The sequence below is a fragment of the Bradyrhizobium ontarionense genome (assembly GCF_021088345.1).
In the GTDB taxonomy this organism is placed as follows: Bacteria; Pseudomonadota; Alphaproteobacteria; order Rhizobiales; family Xanthobacteraceae; genus Bradyrhizobium; species Bradyrhizobium ontarionense.
Genome location: NZ_CP088156.1, coordinates 306,578 through 327,896 on the forward strand (window position 1 = coordinate 306,578; position 21,319 = coordinate 327,896).

At 61.0% G+C, this 21,319-nt stretch carries 23 protein-coding genes; 20 read left to right on the forward strand and 3 right to left on the reverse strand.

Annotated features, from left to right (window positions below):
* Window positions 1–249 precede the first annotated feature (249 nt).
* From LQG66_RS01145 to LQG66_RS01195, 11 genes are all read left to right on the forward strand, one after another.
* Complete coding sequence (locus LQG66_RS01145) at window positions 250–990, forward strand: hypothetical protein (protein WP_231322479.1); 741 nt, start codon at window positions 250–252, stop codon at window positions 988–990.
* On the forward strand, window positions 987–2,672 hold the full coding sequence (locus LQG66_RS01150) for a GH3 auxin-responsive promoter family protein (RefSeq protein ID WP_231322481.1): 1,686 nt from the start codon (window positions 987–989) through the stop codon (window positions 2,670–2,672). Before LQG66_RS01145 ends, LQG66_RS01150 begins: the two co-directional genes overlap by 4 nt.
* A complete protein-coding gene (locus tag LQG66_RS01155) occupies window positions 2,672–3,838 on the forward strand; it encodes a hypothetical protein (protein ID WP_231322483.1) in 1,167 nt (388 codons plus the stop codon). The genes LQG66_RS01150 and LQG66_RS01155 overlap by 1 nt, the downstream gene beginning before the upstream one ends.
* Window positions 3,835–4,566 (forward strand): DUF6182 family protein, encoded by a 732-nt coding sequence (locus tag LQG66_RS01160; protein ID WP_231322485.1) that lies wholly within the window; start codon window positions 3,835–3,837, stop codon window positions 4,564–4,566. The genes LQG66_RS01155 and LQG66_RS01160 overlap by 4 nt, the downstream gene beginning before the upstream one ends.
* Entirely contained in the window at window positions 4,557–5,717 is a 1,161-nt protein-coding gene (locus tag LQG66_RS01165) for an MFS transporter (protein ID WP_256460600.1), read from the forward strand. Before LQG66_RS01160 ends, LQG66_RS01165 begins: the two co-directional genes overlap by 10 nt.
* Before the next feature lie 66 nt (window positions 5,718–5,783).
* Window positions 5,784–6,659, forward strand: a complete 876-nt coding sequence (locus LQG66_RS01170; protein ID WP_231322489.1) for a phytanoyl-CoA dioxygenase family protein — start codon at window positions 5,784–5,786, stop codon at window positions 6,657–6,659.
* Window positions 6,660–6,816: 157 nt separating this feature from the next.
* Window positions 6,817–7,404, forward strand: a complete 588-nt coding sequence (locus tag LQG66_RS01175) for an NADPH-dependent FMN reductase (RefSeq protein ID WP_231322492.1) — start codon at window positions 6,817–6,819, stop codon at window positions 7,402–7,404.
* Window positions 7,405–7,922: 518 nt separating this feature from the next.
* Window positions 7,923–9,059 carry a DegT/DnrJ/EryC1/StrS family aminotransferase gene (locus LQG66_RS01180; protein ID WP_231322495.1) on the forward strand — a complete coding sequence of 379 codons (1,137 nt, stop codon included), beginning with the start codon at window positions 7,923–7,925 and terminating at the stop codon, window positions 9,057–9,059.
* On the forward strand, window positions 9,056–10,360 hold the full coding sequence (locus LQG66_RS01185) for an FAD-dependent oxidoreductase (protein WP_231322498.1): 1,305 nt from the start codon (window positions 9,056–9,058) through the stop codon (window positions 10,358–10,360). The genes LQG66_RS01180 and LQG66_RS01185 overlap by 4 nt, the downstream gene beginning before the upstream one ends.
* Window positions 10,361–10,396: 36 nt before the next feature.
* Window positions 10,397–11,008, forward strand: a complete 612-nt coding sequence (locus LQG66_RS01190) for an HAD family hydrolase (RefSeq protein ID WP_231327656.1) — start codon at window positions 10,397–10,399, stop codon at window positions 11,006–11,008.
* A gap of 155 nt (window positions 11,009–11,163) precedes the next feature.
* Window positions 11,164–11,871, forward strand: a complete 708-nt coding sequence (locus LQG66_RS01195; protein WP_231322501.1) for a hypothetical protein — start codon at window positions 11,164–11,166, stop codon at window positions 11,869–11,871.
* Window positions 11,872–12,317: 446 nt separating this feature from the next.
* Here LQG66_RS01195 and LQG66_RS01200 read toward each other — a convergent pair whose 3' ends face one another.
* On the reverse strand, window positions 12,318–12,704 hold the full coding sequence (locus tag LQG66_RS01200; RefSeq protein WP_231322503.1) for an ectoine synthase: 387 nt from the start codon (window positions 12,702–12,704) through the stop codon (window positions 12,318–12,320).
* A gap of 171 nt (window positions 12,705–12,875) precedes the next feature.
* On the opposite strand from LQG66_RS01200, the gene LQG66_RS37370 reads away from it, so the two are divergent.
* From LQG66_RS37370 to LQG66_RS01220, 4 genes are all read left to right on the forward strand, one after another.
* Complete coding sequence (locus LQG66_RS37370; RefSeq protein ID WP_425601279.1) at window positions 12,876–13,229, forward strand: AMP-binding protein; 354 nt, start codon at window positions 12,876–12,878, stop codon at window positions 13,227–13,229.
* Window positions 13,219–13,905, forward strand: a complete 687-nt coding sequence (locus LQG66_RS01210) for a class I adenylate-forming enzyme family protein (RefSeq protein WP_231322509.1) — start codon at window positions 13,219–13,221, stop codon at window positions 13,903–13,905. Before LQG66_RS37370 ends, LQG66_RS01210 begins: the two co-directional genes overlap by 11 nt.
* 185 nt (window positions 13,906–14,090) lie before the next feature.
* Window positions 14,091–14,930 carry an acyl-CoA dehydrogenase family protein gene (locus tag LQG66_RS01215; RefSeq protein WP_231322512.1) on the forward strand — a complete coding sequence of 280 codons (840 nt, stop codon included), beginning with the start codon at window positions 14,091–14,093 and terminating at the stop codon, window positions 14,928–14,930.
* A gap of 265 nt (window positions 14,931–15,195) precedes the next feature.
* Window positions 15,196–15,954: an aldo/keto reductase gene (locus LQG66_RS01220; protein ID WP_231322514.1), complete on the forward strand. Its 759-nt coding sequence runs from the start codon at window positions 15,196–15,198 to the stop codon at window positions 15,952–15,954.
* Between the two features lie 16 nt (window positions 15,955–15,970).
* Here LQG66_RS01220 and LQG66_RS01225 read toward each other — a convergent pair whose 3' ends face one another.
* Entirely contained in the window at window positions 15,971–16,261 is a 291-nt protein-coding gene (locus LQG66_RS01225; RefSeq protein ID WP_231322516.1) for a hypothetical protein, read from the reverse strand.
* A 65-nt stretch (window positions 16,262–16,326) separates the two neighbouring features.
* Window positions 16,327–17,322 carry a LysR family transcriptional regulator gene (locus LQG66_RS01230; RefSeq protein ID WP_231322518.1) on the reverse strand — a complete coding sequence of 332 codons (996 nt, stop codon included), beginning with the start codon at window positions 17,320–17,322 and terminating at the stop codon, window positions 16,327–16,329.
* A 104-nt stretch (window positions 17,323–17,426) separates the two neighbouring features.
* Between LQG66_RS01230 and LQG66_RS01235 the strand changes: the two genes are divergently transcribed.
* Genes LQG66_RS01235 through aroE form a run of 5 tightly spaced genes read left to right on the forward strand, consistent with a single transcriptional unit; the run spans window position 17,427 to window position 21,306 of the window.
* Window positions 17,427–18,371, forward strand: coding sequence for a ketopantoate reductase family protein (locus tag LQG66_RS01235; RefSeq protein WP_231327657.1), 945 nt, complete (start codon window positions 17,427–17,429; stop codon window positions 18,369–18,371).
* A 4-nt stretch (window positions 18,372–18,375) separates the two neighbouring features.
* The gene (locus LQG66_RS01240; protein WP_231322521.1) at window positions 18,376–18,762 is read left to right on the forward strand and encodes a VOC family protein; all 387 of its coding nucleotides are present in this window, start codon (window positions 18,376–18,378) and stop codon (window positions 18,760–18,762) included.
* 19 nt (window positions 18,763–18,781) lie between these two features.
* A complete protein-coding gene (locus LQG66_RS01245) occupies window positions 18,782–19,252 on the forward strand; it encodes a MaoC family dehydratase (RefSeq protein ID WP_231322523.1) in 471 nt (156 codons plus the stop codon).
* Entirely contained in the window at window positions 19,249–20,475 is a 1,227-nt protein-coding gene (locus LQG66_RS01250; protein ID WP_231322525.1) for a CaiB/BaiF CoA transferase family protein, read from the forward strand. The genes LQG66_RS01245 and LQG66_RS01250 overlap by 4 nt, the downstream gene beginning before the upstream one ends.
* Before the next feature lie 3 nt (window positions 20,476–20,478).
* A complete protein-coding gene (aroE, locus tag LQG66_RS01255; RefSeq protein ID WP_231322527.1) occupies window positions 20,479–21,306 on the forward strand; it encodes a shikimate dehydrogenase in 828 nt (275 codons plus the stop codon).
* Window positions 21,307–21,319: the final 13 nt, after the last annotated feature.

Sequence of the window (21,319 nt, forward strand, 5' to 3'; positions counted from 1 at the left end):
GGTGCCCGGCAGAGTGGCAGAAGTGGACGCCCCCACTTCGCGTTGTCGGTTTGTCGCGCCAGTGTCATACTTCGCCAACACCTGTCGACTTCATCGCGACGGCGACGATCGAAGATGAGCGAGCAGCATAAGGCAGTTATCGTTCGTCCGCGCTGAGGTCGATCACATGAGTTCGTTCAACGTGCAGTGCCGCAGTCGGCGCGAGCCGAACTGCCAGTGCCGCTCTTTTAAGCAGGGAGTTGGCTAGTGATGAGTGACAGACAACAGACAGAGGTGAAGTGGGATCTGCATCGTCCGCATCCGGGTATGGTCTTTCACGAAACCCTGGTCGGAGAGCAGGAAACCAGATCGCCAGCCGTCGTTTCGAACTTCTTTGTTCTGCTGGGGCCTGATTATGTGGGCAAGACCTCGGCCATGAAGGGGCTGATGCAACGCCTGGAGGGAAAATTCGTCTCCCACGACGACGTATTTCTGGGAGATGATGCGTCTCTGATCTGTTGCCTGAAACGCGAATTTCTTCGCCGCCTCGACATGCGGAGCACTTTCCGCCTCTCCGAAAAATTCCTGCTGAGCCTGCTGCAGCCGATCGTCGCCTATCTGCGCGAACAGGTCATGGCTGCAGAAGCAGGAGAGCGGATCATCGTTGATGGATATTACTACAAGATACTGTCGAAGTGCCGCTTGCTGGGGCTCGTCGATGACGAGCTGTTTGCATCATGGCGACGATTTCCGCGTCCGGCGCTCGTGATCTACCTCGACACCAACCCGGAAACGACCTGGCAGCGCGTAGGAACCGATCGTCTTAATCCGTTCGAGCATTACGGGTCCGAACCGACCCGGGATGGATTCCGGATGTTTCAACGCGATCTCGCCAACGCGCTGCTGCGCGAAGTCGACGATGTCCCGGTCTGCAGAGTCGCGGCCGACTGCGAGCCGCGGTGCGTCCTGGACGAAATCGAGATCACCATTCGAGAATGGAGTGCCCGATGAAAGCACGTCAGGCGCACGATGATCAGTTGGAGAACTGCCGGCTGAGAATGATGGCCGAGCGAAACCAGCTCGCCAGGTCATTGACCGATACGAACTCCTGTCAGGAGCGCGTCCTGCGGCAGCTCATTGCCGAGAACGCAGATACCGATTTTGGCCGGCTGCACCATTTCTCGCTGCTGGGGTCGATCGCTGATTTCAAGAAGGCCGTGCCAATTCGCGACTATGCCGAGTTTGAACCATGGATCGACCGTGCCGCGGACGGCGAGAGCAATGTCCTGACGGCAGAAGACCCAGTCCTGTTCTTCATGAGCAGCGGCACCACGGGTCGCAACAAGAAGATCCCGGTGACCCGGAGCTTCATGCGCCAGAGCTTTTTTCCGTTCTATTTTGCGATGTGGGCGGGTCTGGTCGAGTCCGTGCCCGAGGCGTTGTTGCGAGACGACGCGACTTACAGCCTGAAGTTCGATCCGCATGGCCGATATCCATCGACCAACTCCGGGCGACCGCATCTCGGCGTCAGTCAGACCGATTTCGAAGGGATCTTTGGCGAAAGCCTGATCGAGCCCGGGACACGTGCGCCCTGGAAGCATTTGCCGGTCAAGCTCGCGGACGACGATCATCTGGGACGAGCCTATGCGCGCCTGTGCATGGCTGCCCAGCACGACCTGCTGTGCATCGTCGGCTTGAACCCGGCGATGGTTGCGGCTCTCCCCCGGCAGCTCGCGCTGTGGTGGCCACGGTTGGCCAAGGATATTCGTGACGGAACGGTCGGCGGAGTGCCCGCAATGACACCAAATCCTGAGCGTGCGGCCACGCTCGAGCGGCTCGCCACGTACTTCGGCACGCTGTTGCCGTCGCATCTCTGGCCGAACCTGCGGAGCCTCTTCTGCTGGAATACCGGTGTGTCCTCGCTCTATATGCCGCGTCTTGCGGAGAGCTTCGGCACGAATGTGCGCGTCTTTCCTGCGCCGGTCGCTGCCTCTGAAGGTCCCGTGGCCGTGACCGTTGACGGACACCGGAGCGCAGGATCTCCCGTCGTCGCCGCGATGCTCCTGGAGTTCATCGAAGCAGACGAGGACATTTTGCCTGATAGCCTAACCCTGGGGCTTTCCGACCTCGACGCCGGGCGGGAATACCACGTGATCATCAGTCAACTCGGAGGACTGTATCGCTACGCGCTGGGTGATGTCGTCCGCGTCGTCGATCGGCTGCAAGGGGTACCTCGCCTTGAATACGCCGGTCGCCGGACGCTCTCGAACGTGGCCGGAGAAAGACTGCGGGAATCGCAGGTCGTTCGCGCGGTGAAGGACGCCTTGCTGAGTACGGGAATGGAAATCGGCAACGTCACGTGTCACGTTGAGCAGCGGGGGGACGACATGGGCTACGGGGTTGCGATAGCGCCTCGCGGGTCGTTCCAGGCGCACGAGATTGGGGCGCTGGAAGTCAGGTTCGATCGGGCGCTTCAGGATGTTTCCCGATGTTATAGACATGCCCGCGAGAGCGGTCGCTTGGGGAAGTCCGTATTCCACGTCACCGAGCCGGACGCATTCTTCAGGGAGTGGCAGGCACGGATCACGAGCGGCGTTCGGCCGGCGCAGGCAAAGGACCGTATCTTCACGAGCGATGCCGAGATTTGGCGGCGGCTGATAGGCCGAACCGCCGAAGGACTGCGGAGCGTCTGATGGATGCGCGCGCGCGGTCTCGATCCGAGCTGTCTGCCTTGGCCGCGACGACGGCGCGTCCCCGCGTGCTCGTCGCACCGATCCCGGTCACGCCGACCAAGCCGTTGACGCCGAGCCACGTCAAATTCCTCCTGTGGGTCGATGTGCTTTATCGCGCGACATCGCGGATCACCACGGTGGACTTTCTTTACGGCCACACGACCGGGAACGCCTGCCAGCAGACGCTCGGTTTCTGGGAATATCTCGACCGCACCAGCGGTGATACGGACTATGCGAGCTGGTCGGAGGAGGACGTCGGAAATCAATACATCGCGTATCAGGCGGAGCCGGTCAAAGCGTGTGGCAGCGCATTGGCGCCATATCGCGACGCCTACGAAAATCACGGTTGGGTTCATCCGGCGAGTGCTCGTCTGTTGCATGCCTGGAACGAGCACTACGAGACGTTGGGAGTGTACGATCCGGGTTTGAGGCGACCCACTCGTGCTTCGATGGACATCGAAGAGCTCGTCGATGTTCTGAGCGCCCATGATCTGTGCCTCGACATGCGTTCAGAGTCGGACGGGATCTACATGGACCTGACGGCATTCGGCCTGCCGTTGCGCAAGCTCGTCACGGCTGATGGTCTGATGAACCATTTGGCGTGTACGCTCCGCGACATCGTTCCGCTCGTTCGTCGCTACGATCAGATCGTTCTGCTGCATGATCGCGAGATGACGGCAGACTATCTGCTGCTGCAGCGCGCCATTGGTCAATTGGGCGGTCAGGCGACGCGCATAGCGGTCGATCGAGTGGCGATCGATGGGGTCGTGCGCTCAGGTCGGATGGGCGGATGGGCGGGATATACCGTTCCGGAGATAGCATCAGCCTGTTCGGCGAACGAATATCCGGATCGGTTTCGGCTGGGGCTGCGACTGTTCCTTCTGGCGACGATAGGTATCGGCCTGGGGCTGTCCTTCGACTTTCGCCTGCTCCGCCGCCGCATTCGTGATGCGGAGAGGCTCCTTGGCCACGCGGACCCCGAAGAGCGCGATACCGAGATGCACGAATTTCTCCTGCGCTTGACGGGCCACAAGGCCTATGTGGATCCGTACCGGCTTGCTGGGGCTTTGCTGATCCGCGGAAGACATGTACCAATCCACGATCTTGTGAAAGCGATCTTCACATGACGATTACGCAGACCTCGCTTTCGTTGCAGCTCTCGCGCCGGATTGAGATCGCGCGGCATAAATGGGCGTATGCGGCGGCGGCTGTTCCCTCGTCAGCCGGAATGAGGAGCCCGGTCGTTGGCGATGCGGTCGCCGGGGCCGACATCGCAGCCTTTGCCGTGCTGCGTGATTTCAATCCGAAAGTATTTGCCCAGTCGTCGCTTGCCTTCGCAGCCTCGCTGCCCGAACGCTGGCGTGACAGATGGTTTGGAACCTACACCCGGACCATCTTCCTTGCCGGTAATCCGGCAAATCTCCTGTCGCGGTTCCCATTCCAGCACGTGACCGAGGATCGGTCCTGTGCGTGGCTCGGGCCGGCGCCCGCCAACGTGGCCATGACGTTGCGGCGCCTGTTGGTGCCATTCCGAAGCGAGAGCAGCGTACCCTCGGGTGAGTTTTCCATTGGTCTGCCGGACGGAGAGATATGTGGTGCGACCGAAACGCCGCGGCAAATGCAGATCCATCTCGGAACCGCAGGGATGACAGCGGTCGACTATCTGGTTCATTTGAACCATACGCTCGCTGAATCGGTGTTGCTTGGCTTGATCGCCCCGGGAAGCGCCATCAGAATCCGGCATGTCCCGCGACTTCATGGCTGTCCGGAGGAGTTTCTGTGGTTGCGCGTGCTCAATGACAGGACCGATGGAAGCCGGTTACGTGCCTATGCGGGGGTGAGTGCGTGCGAGTAGGGCCGAACCTCAGCATTGCGGCACTGTCGTTTGGAAATTTTGCAGTCGGGACCGGCGCCTTCATCATCTCAGGCATCCTCCCGATGGTTGCCGACAGTCTGGAAAGCACGGTCTTCGAGATCGGACAGACCGCAACGGCATTTTCCGTCGCGTTTGCACTTGGCGGGCCGCTGCTTGCCTCTCCGACGAGCCGCTTTGATAGGCGGACTCTGCTGACGGCGGGACTGCTCCTGTTTTCGCTGGCCGCAGTGCTGGGGGCGCTGGCCCCCGACTACGGCGTCCTGATGCTGTCGAGGATCGTCGCGGGGGTTGCCGGCAGCCTGGTGACGCCGCATGCCGCGACGACCGCATCCTTGCTGGCAGAGGAGAGCGGCCGGGGCCGAGCGATCGCTCTCGTGCTTCTGGGCTTTGCAGCGTCGACCGTGTTCGGGGTGCCGCTCGGCACCATGGTCGGCGCTGTCTTCGGCTGGCGTGCGGCCTTCGGCGTGATTTCCCTGCTCGCGCTCGCCGGGGCTGTCGGGGTCCGCCTCGCGGTGCCAGGGCAGCTCAATATCCCACCCATCGACCTCGGCGGTTGGCGCAAGGTCTTTGCGCATCGCGCCATCATCTTCATGCTGGCGGTAACGCTGTTTCAGGTGCTGGGGCAGGCCACCATCTTGACTTACCTCGCCATATTGCTGCGGGTCGAAAGTCATGCGTCGGTCGCGGAAATCAGTGCGTTGCTCATGGTGTTTGGCGGGGCAGGGATCGCCGGGACGTTCGCCGCCAGCCGTCTCATGGATCGGGTGGGGGCGGCTCTGGTTGCCAATGCATCGATCATTCTGATGTGCGCGGTGATGACGGTGTGGCCCTTCATCGGCGGAAGCGTTCCAGGGGTGACGCTGCTCATCCTCCTCTGGGGCTTGAGCTCGTTTGCGGTGAACAGTGCGCAGCAGTACCGACTGATCGCGACCGCGCCGTCGCTGGCGACGGCATCCGTTTCGCTCAATTCATCATCGAGCTTCTTCGGGCAGTCGCTTGGTGCACTCGTCGGCGGCGCTGTCGTCGCCTTCTTCGGCGTTGCGACCATACCTTCGATTGGTGCTCTTGCCATGATGATCGCGCTGGGCCTCTCCCTTGCTTCGAACGGAAGCGAATCCAGAAAGGCATGAGGCCGAATCTTCACCTGCCGACGAAATAATTTTCTGTTCAGTCATCCGGAGCAACTCAATGTGTAGATGTATTTTCATAGAACAAAATTTGAGGTAGAGTCGGCTTCGTTTCGTGTCGACATGGGTGCCATCATGCTTACGTGTGAACAGATAGAGCGTTACCATCGTCGCGGCTATCTTCTGTTGCCGGACTGGTTTGACAATCAAGAGGTCGACACTCTACGCGCCGAGTTGCCAAGCCTTCTGAATCACGACTCGCCAGGCCGCACGACGGAGGCGGACAAGAAATCCGTCAGGATCTTCTACGGCGTGCATCAAATAAGTCCGTTGTTCGACGCGCTGACGCGTCATCCACGGATGCTGCCACTGGCGATGAGTCTTCTTGGCGAACAAGTCTATGTCCACCAATCCAAGTTGAACATGAAGTCTGGCTTCCAGGGCAGCGGATTCGAATGGCATCAGGACTTTGCGTTCTGGCACGGTCGCGATGGGATGCCCAAGCCGAACGTCGTCAACTTCATCGTGTTTCTCGATGATGTCGACATATTCAATGCGCCGATCTATCTGCTGCCTGGTTCTCACGAGCGCGGCCTGGCTCCGTCACAGGGCAAGGAGTTGATGCCGCATGACCATGTCAAAGAATTGGTTGCAGAACTTGGTATAGAAGCGGCGACCGGTCCGCGCGGAACGCTACTGGTGTTCGGCGGCCTCATCGCTCATGCATCGCCGCCAAACATATCGCCGTTCAACCGGGCCTTGGCCTTGGTCACCTACAACGCCGTCAGCAATGTGCTTACGGCAGGCACGGATGCCTCGCACGCCCACTTGGCGGAACGCGAGATCGTGGCGTTGGCCAGTCATCAGGATGATGACATATTGCGTCGCCCGGCCCCTCCGTACCGATCGCGCATGGAAGAGTTTCGTATTGCGATGAAGGCGTGAGCCCAGCCCGGGTTTGCGGTCCTTCCACGCCACTTCCGTTCGGCAGGCGGCCGGCTTCCAAATCCAGATCCAGCTTGCTGTGAACGCGCAGGCGAAATGCCCAACAGGGCATGGCCAATGTGGAATGCCCGCGTAGAGGACTGTAGAGGAGGGTAGAATGCGCGATCTTCTGATAGTGGGCGTCGGTGGAACGACTCGCGCTGGATCATCTTCGGAGGCTGCGTTACGGATCGCCATGGAGGCTGCGGAACGGCTGGGCGCGCGGACGCAGATATTTGCCGGGCGCGCGATCGCGCTTCCGATGTTCACACCGGAACGTTCCGAGCGCGGTGCGGATGCGACGGCCTTTATCGCGGCGCTGCGGCGTGCCGATGGCGTCATCATCAGCTCGCCCGGCTATCACGGGTCGATCTCGGGGCTGATCAAAAACGCCTTGGACTATACTGAAGACATGCGCGACGACAGGCGCCCGTATTTCGACGAGCGGGCCGTCGGTTGCATTGCCTGCGCGGCCGGCTGGCAGGCTGCGGGGTCAACCTTGTCGGCCCTGCGGTCGGTGATTCATGCGCTTCGCGGGTGGCCGACGCCCTTCGGCGTGGGCATCAATACGTCGGAATACATGTTCGGCGAAGGCAGGCGCGTTGATCCCGAGCTTCAAAGGCAGCTCTCGATCGTCGGCTCCCAGGTCGTCGAGTTCGCAGAGCTGCGTCGGGTCCATTGCGACGCGCGCGAAGCATCAATGTAGATCGTCATCGATAGGCGGGTCGCTCGAGTGCGATGCCGCCGGGCGACGCGCGCGGGGGCGACGTCAGCGCAGCTGATCGCCTTGGAAAATCGCTACGCGGTGTGTCGAAGAATTCCAATTTACAATTTACGATGATTGATCGTCTGCAAAAAGATCGGCCTCATGCGATGCATGTTTTCACGCAGGAAATACTCATAGTGCGTGGTACGAGTGACTGCTACAATCGGCAAGTCGTCACACCGTCGCGCGACAAGACGACATTCGGCCGCCTCGGAAAATCACCCAGTGCAATTCCGACATTCATCTCAAGGGCGATGTCGACAGCCGCGGAGCGCGGCGCGATGTTGTCGAGCGCGTTGTGTCCTGCGACGGGAATCGACGTCAGCAGGCGGTTGGAAATCTCGCGCCGGCTACGGCCTAGTCGAAGCCGTTTCACAGGCGCCGGATAGGACGAGCAAGGCGGTCGCGTCACGCGCCTTCAAGAAACGCAAATCGGCAACGGCTGCAGAGGGAACAAGGTGAGCCCTAAAATCATACGTCCGTTTCATCTGGACATCACGCCGAAGGATCGCGACTACCTGCATGGTGCGTTGGACGACATCCTCGATTCCGGCACGCTCATTCTCGGCAAGTATACGGATGAATTCGAAAAGGCATTCGCCGCCTATGTCGGCACGAAGTACGCGGTCTCGCTCAACAGTGCGACCAGCGCCCTGGAGATCCAGCTGAGACTGGCCGATGTCGTCGATCGGAAAGTTGCCGTCCCGACCAACACGAACTTTGCAACCGTGGCAGCCATTATCCATGCCGGTGGGAAGCCGGTATTCCTGGACATGGACGCGTCGACGTTCATGCCAACTCCCGCGATGCTGGAAGGCGCTCATCGCATTCATCCGGATCTTGCCGGGTTCGTATGTGTCCACATCGGAGGCGTTATCGCCCCGGATATGCTCGAGATCGTCGAGTACTGCGGCAGGGCCGGTCTGTTCTTGATTGAAGACTGTGCCCACGCGCACGGCAGTGTCCTGCAGAGGAAGCACGCTGGTACATTTGGTGTGAGCGGAGCATTTTCGTTCTTCCCCACCAAGGTCATGACCACGATGGAAGGGGGGATGATCGTCTCCGACGACGAGGAATACGCTACTGCTGTGCGTTCCTATCGCAACCAAGGCAAGAGAGCGGGGAATTACAATGCGCTCCATGTCGATCTCGGCAATAGCTGGAGAATGAGCGAATTCGCGGCGGCTTTCGGCCTGTCGCAATTGAAGAAGCTCGATGCGATGCTCGATCGGCGCGCGTCGATAGCCAAGGTGTACGTCGACTGCTTTGAATCTGCGGGCATCGCATACGTCTCGACCGGTCATATGGATCGATGCAGCAATTACAAGGTCATTGCAGTGTCGCCGTCCACGGACGTCGATATCAAGAGCGAGCTCGCCAAGGACGACATCTTCCTGGGAGGAGCGGTTTACGACGTTCCATGTCACAGGCAGCCGGTGTTCAGCGCGCTCTCCAAGCAGAACGCGCCCTGTCCGATATCGGAGCAGATGTGCCCGCGCCAGTTTTGCCTGCCGATCACGTCCAGCATGGACGTCAACGACGCGCATCGTGTGGCGAATGCCGTGAAGCGCGTTCTGCAAAGATCACCGTCATGAAGATAGTTGTCGTCGGTGCGGGTGTCGCTGGTGTCGCTGCCGCGGAGCTGCTGCAGCGATATCCAGGAAATCGCGTGACGTTGATCGAAGCAAAGAGCCAGATCGGCACCGGCGCGAGCATGGACCAGCATGGCTGGTTCCACATGGGCAGTCTCTATTCCATCCAGAGCCTCGAAGAAAGCGTCACCTCGGCGGTCAAGAACGTCAGAATTCTGACGCGCTACTATGAGAGCTATGTCAATCAGGAAACCGCTGAGCCGGGAAACAGAAATCGGAACACGTGGTTTGTCGACGAGCCGATCAGCTATCTCTTCCCGGGCGGTTGGCATTTGCCTTACGACGTCAGGCAGGGGGCCTACAGCAAGGAGCTGGACGGGTTTCTGCATTTCTCGAAGGATATCGTGTCCGCGGGAGCGGCCCTGGGGCAGCTTCTCAAGTTCAACAGGGTGTGGTCCGGGGTGAAGATCGTCAGCTCCGATCTTCCGATGAGGACCAAGAAGATACTCGATGATCTGGTCTGCAGCTTCCAGACCAACGGGGGCGACATAAGACTCTCGTCAAAATACCTGTCGCATGGTTCGACAGCGGCGGGTGGAGTCAAGGTCACGCTCGTGGATGGCACGACAGTTCATGCCGACGTGTGCGTCGTCTGTTCCGGCGAGCAGTTGGCGTCCTGCGGCTGGAATGCTCACCGCCTGGTCGTGCGACGCAGTCCGATCATGGTTGTCACGCCGGCACTGTGCAATGAGAACATCGTGGTGGTCGAGGCCAAGGATCACGCGTCGTTCTCGCACATCGTGCACAGCCACCGTGGACAGAGGTATTCCGTGGTGTCCGGGGCATACAGCGCGGACGTCGGCGATGAAGAAGGCAGCCACCGGGCCGCAATGCTGCTGAAGCAGGTTACAAGAACCCATTTCCCATCCAGGTTTGATGCGTCGTCGCACGAACTGTACTTTGGAACGAAGGTCGATCGGCTGCATCGCGAGGATCGGCGGGATTATTCTCCGACGATTGTGGAATTGGAGCGCAATGTCATCGGCGCGATCCCAGGGAAATTCTCGTTCGCCTTTCTGTTGGCGCACAATCTCGCGCTTCGCGTCATGGAGGGAAAAGACATTCCATCGTCGACAGCCTTGTCGGGCCGCCGCGACACGGCGATGGTGGCCACTCCGAAACATGAGCTCGTGGCGGCAGCCCTGCTTCAGGCAAGGCGTAGCCTTCAAATGGACCGCGACAGGCCGGGCTACAAGTTGGACGAAGCGGCGTCCAATTTGGACGATGTCCGCTCCGCGAGGTAGACCGAACCGTGGCTTTGGTGTGAGGCGGTGGGGACGATGACGCAGAGAATTACGACGGTCGTCTTCGACATCGGCAATGTGCTGGTCCAATGGGACCCCCGCCATCTTTATCGGCGGATTTTCGCGACGCACGATGAGGTCGAGCATTTTCTCGGCAATGTTTGCACCAGTGCCTGGAACCTGGAGATCGATGGCGGCAAGCCGTTTGCCGAGGCAGTCGAGGAGCTCGTTGCCCGCTTCCCCGAACATGAGATGGAAATTCGCGCGTTCGACGGGCGATGGAATGAGATGGTGCCCGGTCTCGTCCCGGGTACGCTGGCGCTGATGGAACGGCTCGAGGCGCGCGGCGCGCCCCTCTACGCGATCACCAATTTCTCGGCCGAGAAATTCGCCGAGTCGCGTCTGCGCTTTCCGTTCTTCGATCGCTTCCGTGGCACGATCGTCTCGGCCCACGAACGGCTCCTGAAACCCGAGCGCGCGATTTTCGAGTTGCTGCTCGCGCGCTATAGGCTACAGGCAGAGGAGTGCCTGTTCATCGACGATTCCGCTGATAACGTCGCCGGCGCAAGAGCGGTGGGAATGGCGGCGCATCATTTCAAATCCGCAGCGGCCCTCGAGAAAGAATTGGCCGCGTATCAGCTCATCTGAGATCGACCAGGCCTTGCGTGCCCAGGTGTCGGGAATTCGACGTGCATGCTGGCGAGCCGAAGCGGTCATGGCGAGATGTTGCTTTCGTCCGTCGCCTGAGGAGCTGGGCAAGAGGCGATGATGAAGCCATTGGGCGGTGACGAGGTTAGGGTACGGTGGGAGCCGATCGACCAGATCGGCGCGCGACATTTGTCGTACTGGCGAAGGTTTTCGCCTCCCGATATGCGCGCATCATTGTTCTTTTGGCTTTGGACGCTCAAGGAGACGTTTGTGAAGGCGACGGGCTGAGCCGTCCGCTCCTCTCATTTTCATTTTCATTGGATACGGTACGCATCAGGTTCATATCGCAGCGGATGCACGTCCCGGAATATTCCCAAGGCTGGCAGTTCGCGGAGCGCCATCCGGTTGACGATTGGGCTCTGGCGATTGCCGTTCGTCAAACAATCCGGCTGGATCTGCGTGCAATGGCAGCCGACGAGATATCGGACCTTGCGACGTCCCGCGCTTGCGGTGGAGTCCCAAGGGCATTGGGGATCGCGGCGCCAGGATTGGCAGCAAACATTATCGCCGCCGATGTTGCAAGCGTCACGCCGATGACGAGATTGACGGCGGCCGCAAGCAGAACGGTTTCCATCAATCCAGGTCGATCGATGATGTGCCGTAGCGCGGTCGTCAGCGGCAAGGCGCAGCCGTTCGGCGCCGTCGCGGGCTCATGCAGCACCGGCCGTGCCAACCTCTGCCAGATGATTATGGCGCCGTCCGCCGCCAGGAACAATGCGGCAGCCGAAATCACGACGTATTCACACGACCACAGTTTGAGTAGAGCCGCGGCGACGAGGGGGCCGAGCACGAGACCGAGCTGATCGGCGATCTGGGTGTAGGAGATGATCTTCTCGAATCGGTGCTGATGAAAGACCTGTGGCAGCCTCGCGGGCCATCAGGCCCTGCGTCGTCAGAACGCCGCAGACGGCCGAGATTCCGATCAGCCAGCCGACGCCGCCAAAGGCGGCGTGGGCGATCATGCCGGCGAAACAGGCGACCGCACGGAGCTGCTGACTGACGTGCAGCAACATCAGCGGCGACTTCCGATCGCACAGCGCGCCGCAGACTGGAAATGACAGATAGCGCGGCAGCGTCTCGACGAAACACGCCGCGTCGGACCGGGACACGCTGCCGGTCAACTGAAACACCAGCAGCGGGACCAGAAAAAGAATGATCTGGTCCGCGAGCCGTGAAAGGAAGAGGGAGTGGAAGAAAGCTTGGCTTCTTCAAGCCCATCGGGCAACCTTGACCCTGCCGCGGACCGGCCTCAGTAAGAGGATCCGTTGCCCGTGTCGAGACTATGCCGCTCGTGACCGGCGAGCGGCGGATTGAATACGCTCACCAGAACCAGGTCTTGCGTCGGGCTGGCGCGCAGAAAGTGCTCGTCATGATCGTTGAGCACGTAGATGCTGCCCGGTCGCAGCGAATAGACATTACCCTTCATGTCCTCCACTTCGCCTTCGCCTGCGATGCAGTAGCAGGCCTCCAGGTGAGCCCGGTATTGCAGCCGCGACTCCGTGCTGGCGCGAACGACGGTGTGGCACACCGTGAAGCCCATGCCATCGCTCGCTGTCAACAGCCGGTGGCTCGTGCCATTTCCCCACTCGACATATCTGCCGGTTTTTTCGACGTCTTCGAGATTGCGTACAAACATGTTTCCTCAGTCATCTCGTGCAACACAACACGCGCGCGAGAAAAGTATCTACCATGGGTAGCATCTTTCTGTTATTGGAAAATCATCCTTAGGTTGGGTCGAGGTCTCGGCTGTGCCTTTTCCACCGACTATGTCGAGAGAAGCGTTCGAGACCATTCAAACAAAATCGCGGTGAGGATCGACGGTGTCGGTGCGACCTATCGCGAGCGCGATGATATCGCCATTCAGGTCGCCGGACGTCTCGTCGATGACGGCATCGTCGCCGGAGACCGTGTCGCGATCTATGGCCAGATCTCCGTTCAATTGCTTGGTGCGGTCCTCGGCATCTTCAAGGCCGGCGCGGTCCTGGTCGGAGTTCATCACACTTTCGGACTGCGGAAGCTGATGTTCGAGCTTCAGGACTCCGGCGCGCGCGCCGTCATCACCGATCGCGCAAGCGAGGTGCGGGAGACGCGGCCGGGTGTGGCGGCTTATGATTACGGAGAAGAATATCACTGCGATCATCGAGCGGGCCTTGCCGGATGATCCCGGCCGGATCGTCGATGCCATCGAGGCCTATGGCGTCACCGGACTCCAGGTCTTTCCTCCCTTCATCTTCCACCTCTTGAAGCTGCCCGATCTGGAGGGGCGTCTGCCCAAATCGGTCCGCTATGTCTCGACCAGCGGTCAGGCGCTGCCGGTGAAGCATATCCGCCGGTTGCGGGAAGCCTGGCCGGGCGTTCAGATCTTCTCCAGTTATTACGGCCTCACGGAGTGCAAACGCGTGTCGTTCCTGCCGCCCGACGAGATTGACCGCCGGCCGCGGTCGGTCGGGCGCGCCATTCCCGGCGTGCGAACCTATCTGTTTGGCGAGGACGATGCGCCTTTGACCGTGCCGGGGCAGGTCGGTGAGCTCGGCGTCGCCGGCGAGCTCCCGATGCAGCGATACTGGAACATGCCGGAAGAAACCGCTCGTCGCATGATCGAGAACGTGGCCGGCGAAGCGCGGGTGTTTCTCACAGGCGATCTGTTTCGCGTCGATGACGAAGGATATCTCTATCATGTCGCGAGGAAGGACGACGCCTTCGCGCGGAGCGGCTTCAAGGTCAATCCGAGGGAGGTCGAGCAACTGCTCATATCTCATCCCGCGGTTGCTCTGCCGCGATGGCGCGGGCGGACCGAGGAGCGCGCAGGCACGGAAAATTGCCGCGCGAGACCATAGACGGGCTGTTCGACGCCGGATTGCTGCAATTGGTGATGCTGAAATGCTTCGGTGGACTTGAGCTGGACTGGCCGGTCATTGCGGAAGTGGCAAGGATTGCCGCCCGCGCGTGTCCGTCGACGGCATAGACGATCGCACTCGTCGGCGGACACATCCATATCGCATCGCGATTTCCGAGAGAGGTCGTGAACGCCGGCTTCCGCGGTGGCACCCGTCAGCTCGTCGCGACGGGATCACCGAGCGACGGTGGAATCTCTTCCGATCGCGGCGCATACCGGGCCGATGGACGCTGGCGGCTCGGCTCAGGCGTGGACCATGCGACCTGGGTGGTCGTGTCCGGTTCATGTTGGCATCCGTCTCCGGGAAAGGATCGAAAGGTTCTGGCGCTGCTGTCGATCGCCGACATCGAGATCGGCGGTGAGTGGCAGGCCATCGGGATGGCCAGAACGGGGTCGCACGACATCGTCGTTCGTGACCGGCCGATTGCAGAGGACCGGGTGCGTCCGTTGGAGGAGGTTCTGGGCCGTTCAACCGGGCGCGGTGATCACTATCTGCAGTCGGTGCCGCTCATTCCCCATCTGACCAGCGCCATCATCGGACCCGTGCTCGGCTGTGCGGAAGGCGCCGTCACCGAAGGGCTTGCGCACATGCGCGCGCGCTTTGCACGTCAGCCGACCGGGAGCCAATGGGCGCTCGCGACGGGCGCCGGAGAGATCGTGGCCGACATCGAATGCGCACGTCTGCTCTACCATGACGTTTTGGCGAGGCTGCACCGCGCCGGGTGCGACGACCGCGACATCTCCGTCAGGGACTATCTCGCGATCAGGCGAGACCGGGCCAAGCTGACGCGCGTGCGTCTGAATGCCGTGCAGAAACTCGTGTCCCTGCTCGGAACCTCCGCGATTACGCAGGACCATCCCGTGCAGCGGCACTGGTGCGATCTCCAGGTGATGGCGGCGCACATGGATGTGAGCTGGGACAGTGCCATAGCGGACTACGGCACGGCCGTTCTTGCGCAAGGCTGAAAGCGAGTGCGTCCGCAGCCTGCAAACATCCGAGCGTCCGCTAGCTCACCGTCAAACGTGCCGGTTTCCGCCGCGGCGACCGACTCTTTGAGTTTGCCAATCCGGCTTCACACTCGTAGGTAAGGCTGCCGGCCTCGATGGTGTGGCGGGAGAAAGTCGGCGGATGGGTCTGTAGTCTCGCCGTTCGTCGCCTCGCGACGAGAGCCGAATTGCCTCCACCCGCACCACGCTTGCCATCGATGGAATTTCATCTGGAGACCCGAACGTGAAAGCGGCAGAACTCGGCTTGGGCCTACTGTCGATAGGCCGCACCTGGGGCGTATCCAATGTGCTTCCACCGGACGAGGTCATGGCGGAGCGCCTGATCGAAACGGCGTTCGCGTCGGGCATCCGCTTCTTCGACACGGCTCCGGCCTATGCACGCAGTGAGCTCATTCTTGGCCGGGTGTTGCGCAGGAATCCGGCCTTGGCCAAGGACAGTCTCGTTGCGACCAAGATGGGTGAGCATTGGGATGAACGCTCCCAGACTTCTTGGGTCAGTCATGAGCGGGAGGATCTGGTCCGCAGCCTGGAGAACAGCCTGAGCCGGCTTGGCCGCATCGATATCCTGCAGATCCACAAGGCGTCTGCGGCCAATGTCGGAGCCGACGCGGTGCTGGAGACCCTTGACCACGCCCGCACGTGCGATGTCCGGCAATTTGGCGTGTCGGTGAGCGATCTGGAAACGGCGGAACTCGCGTGCAAGTCCGGCCAATACGCATTCGTCCAGTTTGCCTTCAATCGGCAGAACGAGGCAATGAAGCCTGCCTTCGATCTGCTGGCGGCACGTGGGATGAGACCGATCGTCAATCGGCCGCTTGCAATGGGTGCCCTTGCAAATGGAGAGCCGGCCTCCCTGGCCGCCGCTTACAAATTCGTACTCGAGCACATGTCGTCGGGTGTCGTTCTGACCGGCACCTCGCGCGAAGCGCATCTTCTCCAAAATGTCGCGGCGTTTCAGGCAGCCGTTCGCAAATCCCAGTGATGCGAACGGTCCGCCGCTATTGTCGCGCGGCGGTGGCGGTCATCTCGAGTTTGAGGCGCGTTGCCTCAGTATCATCCTGTAACGCCTCGTGAAGAGCGTTGACTTGTTCGCGGTAGAACGTCGCCATCTCGGGATGGAGCAGGGGCGGCGGGCTCTCAGCCTTGTTCGGCTGCTGGCCATTGTTGCCAAAGCCAGTCCTGTGCCTGCTGTCCATTGCCATCGCAATCTGATCAAGACGCCGGCAATTTGAAATGAGACAGTGAGCAAAAGGTCGCAGAGCGCCGCTGTTGTATTTGGTCTGCTGCAACCGAGGCTGCAGCCATTCTGTGGTTTCCCTCAAGACCCAGACGCAAGAAGGGCCGAAAGCCGGCCTCAGCGAGCGCTCCCTTGCGACTGCAAATCGCGAGGCCGTCGTTTCCGTGACCGACTAGAACGATGCAGACCCCGCACTTCCTGTTGTTGAAAAAGCTCCGCGCAGACGCCACGCAGCCATTGGCTTGCGGGGTCGTGATGGAAGCGGGCGTGCCAATATTGTTTCACTGTAAACTCGGCGATCGCGAGCGGGCAGTTGAGCACGCGCAACCCGTAATAGTGAGCCAGCGTTTCGCCAATGTGCCTTGGCAGGGTGGCGATCAGGTCAGTCGTCCCGACGATTGCGGGTAGTCCCAAAAAGCCGGGCAACTCCAGCGCAACGTCCAGGACCATTCGCTGCTCCTGCAGCGCGCCCGCGAGCAACTGATGTCCAGTGCCGGAGCGAATGAGAACGTGCGCCTCCCGCCTGAACTCCTTTACCGTGATACGGTCGCGGATTCGAGCATGTTTTGCGTTCGCCAGGCAGACCCAATCCTGCGGAAACAGAGCCTGTTGGAAGTGTCCAGCATCGAGATCCGAGATGTAGCCGAGCGCCAGGTCGGCTTCGCCCGATTGCAGCATGCGTGGAGTGTCGGCGCCGATCAGTGTCGCCTCGATACGAACGCGCGGGGCAACGCGGCGAACGTGAGCGAGAATGGACGGAAGCAGCGTGACGTGGCTTCCGTCCGTCATGCAGATCGCAAAACGGCGCTTTGCGGTTGTCGGATCGAAGTCCGTGCGAAGCTCGGCCAGACGACGCAGCATCTCCAGCGCTTGCCTCGCCGTGCCGATGAGAGCCTCCGCGCGCGGCGTCGGCAGCATGCCGTCTGCTGACCGGACGAAGAGCGGATCGTCCAATTCCTTTCGCAGACGCGCCAGCCAGATCGAAATGGTCGGCTGACTTTGGCCGAGCTTCTCGGCTGCCTTGGTGACGCTGCCGGTTGCGAACAATGCGTCGAAGAGCCGGAGCAGGCGCGGGTCCAGCAGGTTGGTCTCGGCGTGATCCTGGTGCCTCATTGCGATTCACAATAATTGATATAAGAATCATAATATATCTAAATGTCGAGCGGCCGGCTACCATGCTTCCAACGCCGAGAAAGGCGCGCGGGAGAAGCGTTCGGATGAGGATCTGCTTTATCGGAGCGGGAGCTCTGGGCTCGACCATCGGCGGCACGCTGGCGCGTGGTGGAGCCGAGGTCTGGCTTATCGATCCGTTCCAAGCTCATGTCGACGCTATCAACGCCGGTGGTCTACGGTTGCTCGAAGGTGGCGCCGAGACCGTTGTGAAGGTCACTGCGTGCACCTCCGCGACCCAGGTTGGGGTAGAGGCGGACCTCGTCATTGTTCTCGTCAAATCCTACCACACGCAGGATGCCATCCGTGCGGCGGCGCCGATCATCGGGCCGCAGACGATCGTGATGTCGCTTCAGAACGGTCTTGGCCACGAGGACATCCTGTCGGAGGAGGTTGGTCGCGACCGTGTCATGGCGGGCAAGACCTACGTTGGTGGCGTGCTGCTGGGCCCCGGTCATGTTCGCTCCGGGATCATCGGCAAGGAGACCATCATCGGCGAGCTCGATGGCCGTTTGACAGAACGTGCGCAACGAATCTCCGAGACTTTCAATCGCGCCGGCATCCTCACGCTGCTCAGTGACAACATCTTGGGCACGATGTGGGACAAGCTTTTTATCAACGTCGCCGGCGGCGGGGTTACCGCCATTACCGGGCTGACCTATGGCGGCCTCTATTCGCTACCGATCTTGGAAAATTGTGCGCTGGCCGCGATCTCAGAGGGCATCGCGGTCGCGCAGGCCGCCGGCGTCAAGATCTCGATTACCGATCCGCGACGCGCCTGGTCGATGGCATCCGCTGGCCTGCCGCCCGAGTTCAAGACGTCGATGTTGCAGAGCTTGCAGTCCGGCAATCTGACCGAGGTTGATTACATCCACGGCTCCGTCGTGCGTTGGGGCGCCAAGCTCAACGTGCCAACTCCGGTCAATTCAACCCTCGTCGCGTTGGTCAAGGGGCTTGAATACGCCCGCAGCGACTATCCTGGAAAGTCCTGAGACGATGTCATTGCCCCGCGCCTATGTCGAACACGTCGCGATCCGTGTGCCGGACGTTGATCGTCACGTCGACTTCTTTCGTGAGGTGCTCGGTCTCGCGATTCGCGACGAGCAAATCGCCGATGGTGCGCGGCCGCGCCAGGTGTGGGTGCTAGGAAGCGTGCAACTCATCGAGGATCCGAATTTCGTCGGACCAGAGGGGCGTCTCGCCCATCTCGGCATCATGGTCGACGATTACGAAGGTGTGCTCGCCCGTACCGCCGCCTGGGGTGCCAAGGTACTGCCCGCCGGGCCGAACTGGCTCGAACTGCCGGGCGGGCTCAACGTCGAAATCTTGCAAGCCAGTGCAGGCGCCGTGGAAGCCGCCCTGGCGATCAATCCCCGTGCCTAGAGTTAGAGGAAGACGCGACATGACCGATGAGCGCTACTGGGACGATGCCAAGGTCGGTGACGAATGCGTCACCCCCTCAGTGACGGTCACCGAAGCGATGGTGAATGCCTATGCCGAACTGACGGGTGATTTTACGCCGGTCCACGTCGACGAGGAATACGCCAAGACCACACCATTCGGCACGCGCGTCGCGCACGGGCTGTTTGGTCTGTCACTGGCCGACGGTTTGAAGACCCGTGCCGACTATCGCTTCCTTCCGGGAATGTCGCTGGGCTGGACGTGGGATTTCAAGCTGCCGATCAAGCTCGGCGACACCGTGCACGTGAAGTTTCGCGTTGGTTCAATGCGCAGCACAAAGCGGGACGGGTGGGGCATCGTTGTGCTGCCCTCGGAGCTCATCAATCAGCGGGGCGAAGTGGTTCAGCTAGGCGAACATCGGCTGATGATCCCGATGCGCCCGACGACCAAGGCGGCGGGAGAGCACACATGAGCACGCAGAACCTGCCGCTCAAGGGCATTCGCGTCATCGACTACAGCCATTTCCTGGCGGGCCCGTTCATGGGGCGTTGCCTCGCCGCGATGGGCGCGGAGGTCGTCAAGGTAGAGCGTCCAAAGAGCGGGGACGCAGGCCGCGCCCATGGGTATTTCAAGGACGGACAATCCGGCTACTTCCTGCAGCAGAACATGGGGAAGCAGGGACTTTGCATCGACCTGCGCGACAAGCGTGGTCTCGACATGATGATGAAGCTGGTCGACACAGCCGATGTCTTCATCGAGAATTACCGACCCGGCGCACTCGAACGTCTCGGGCTCGGTTACAAGGCGCTGTCGGCGCGGAATCCCAGACTGATCTATTGCTCGGTCTCCGCCTATGGCCATACCGGTCCCTATGCCGACCGTCCGGGTTTTGGCTTGATCGCAGAGGCGATGTCGGGGGCCCTGGCGCAATTGGGCAATCCCGGCGAAGCGCCGCCGCTGCTGCGGATGCCGCTGGCCGATATGTACACTGGCATTCATGGCGTCGCGGCTATCAATGCCGCGCTGGTTGGCCGCGCGTCGTCCGGGCGCGGCCAACATATCGATCTTGCGCTGTACGACTGCATGGTTTCGATGCACGACTATGCAGTTCAGCGTTACTTCCTCTCCGGCGGCGCTGACCTGCCGAAGCAGACCGGCAGCGGACAGCCGGATTCGACGGTTTACGGCGTCTTTCCGGCCAAGGACGGCAATCTTGTCATTGCTGCGCAAGTCGATGACGCCTGGCGACGATTGGCGCGCCTGATTGGAGGAGACACGCTGGCATCGGACGAGCGCTTCGCCAGGCCCGCTGCGCGGAACGCCCATTATACCGAAGCCATGGAGATGGTGCGCAACTGGACGCTATCGCAGCCGTCTCGGGACGCGTGTCTTGCGGCACTCGAGGAAGCAGGAGTGCCGTCCGCTCCCGTGCAGACCATCGAAGAGGTCGTGAGGGATCCGCAGATCCATGCGCGCGGCATGCTGGTCGAGCAGGAGCATCCGGTGCTCGGCAAGGTAACGCTGCCGAACCTGCCGTTCCGGTTCTCCGATTGCGACACCACGTTGCGCACTCCGGCGCCACTGCTTGGACAGGACAATCGCCGCATCGCCGCGTCGCTGGGGCTGTCGAAGCAGACCGTCGACGCGATGGTGCGCGACGGCGTGCTGTACAACGAAGTTTCAGTGCAGGAGTGAGCGATGAGCGATCGTTATGCGGTGATTGGCAATCCGATCGGCTTCAGCAAATCACCCTTCATCCACGGCACTTTCGCAAAAATGACGGGACAGGATCTTGTCTACGAGGCGATCGAGGGACCCATCGATGGCTTCAGCGGACGGGTTGACCAATTCCGGACAGAGGGCGCCAAAGGGCTGAACATCACCGCCCCGTTCAAACTCGATGCCTTCGCTTATGCAAACGAACTTTCAGAGAGCGCCAGACGGGCAGGTGCCGCAAATTGCCTGAAATTCGACGGCGATCGGATCATCGCCGAGAATTTCGACGGGATCGGCCTGGTGCGTGACATCACCGTCAATCTCGGCGTCAAAATGGCCGGCCGGCGCGTCCTGATGCTCGGCGCTGGAGGAGCAGCGCGTGGCGCGCTGCTGCCGTTCCTGCGCCAGCAACCGTCGGAGCTGGCTCTCGTCAATCGAACGCTGTCCAAAGCCGTGGCATTGGCCGAAGAGTTTGCCGGCTGTGGTCCCCTGATCGTGAGCGGCTACGCTGAACTGGCCGACCTTGCCGAGGGCTATGACGTCGTGGTCAACGCGACGTCTGCCAGCCTGCGAGGTGAAATGCCGCCGCTTCCGGGCAATGTCTTCCAGGGCGCGGAGCTGGCGTACGAACTTGCCTATGGCAAAGGATTGACTCCCTTTCTGCAAGCGGCCCGCGCCGAAGGCGTGGCCAAGCTGGCTGACGGCGTCGGCATGCTGGTCGAGCAGGCGGCGGAAGCCTTTGTCTGGTGGCGTGGCGTCCGACCAAGCACGGCCCAGGTCATCGCCGAATTGACTGTCCCATTGAGCTGACGGACGACGCCGA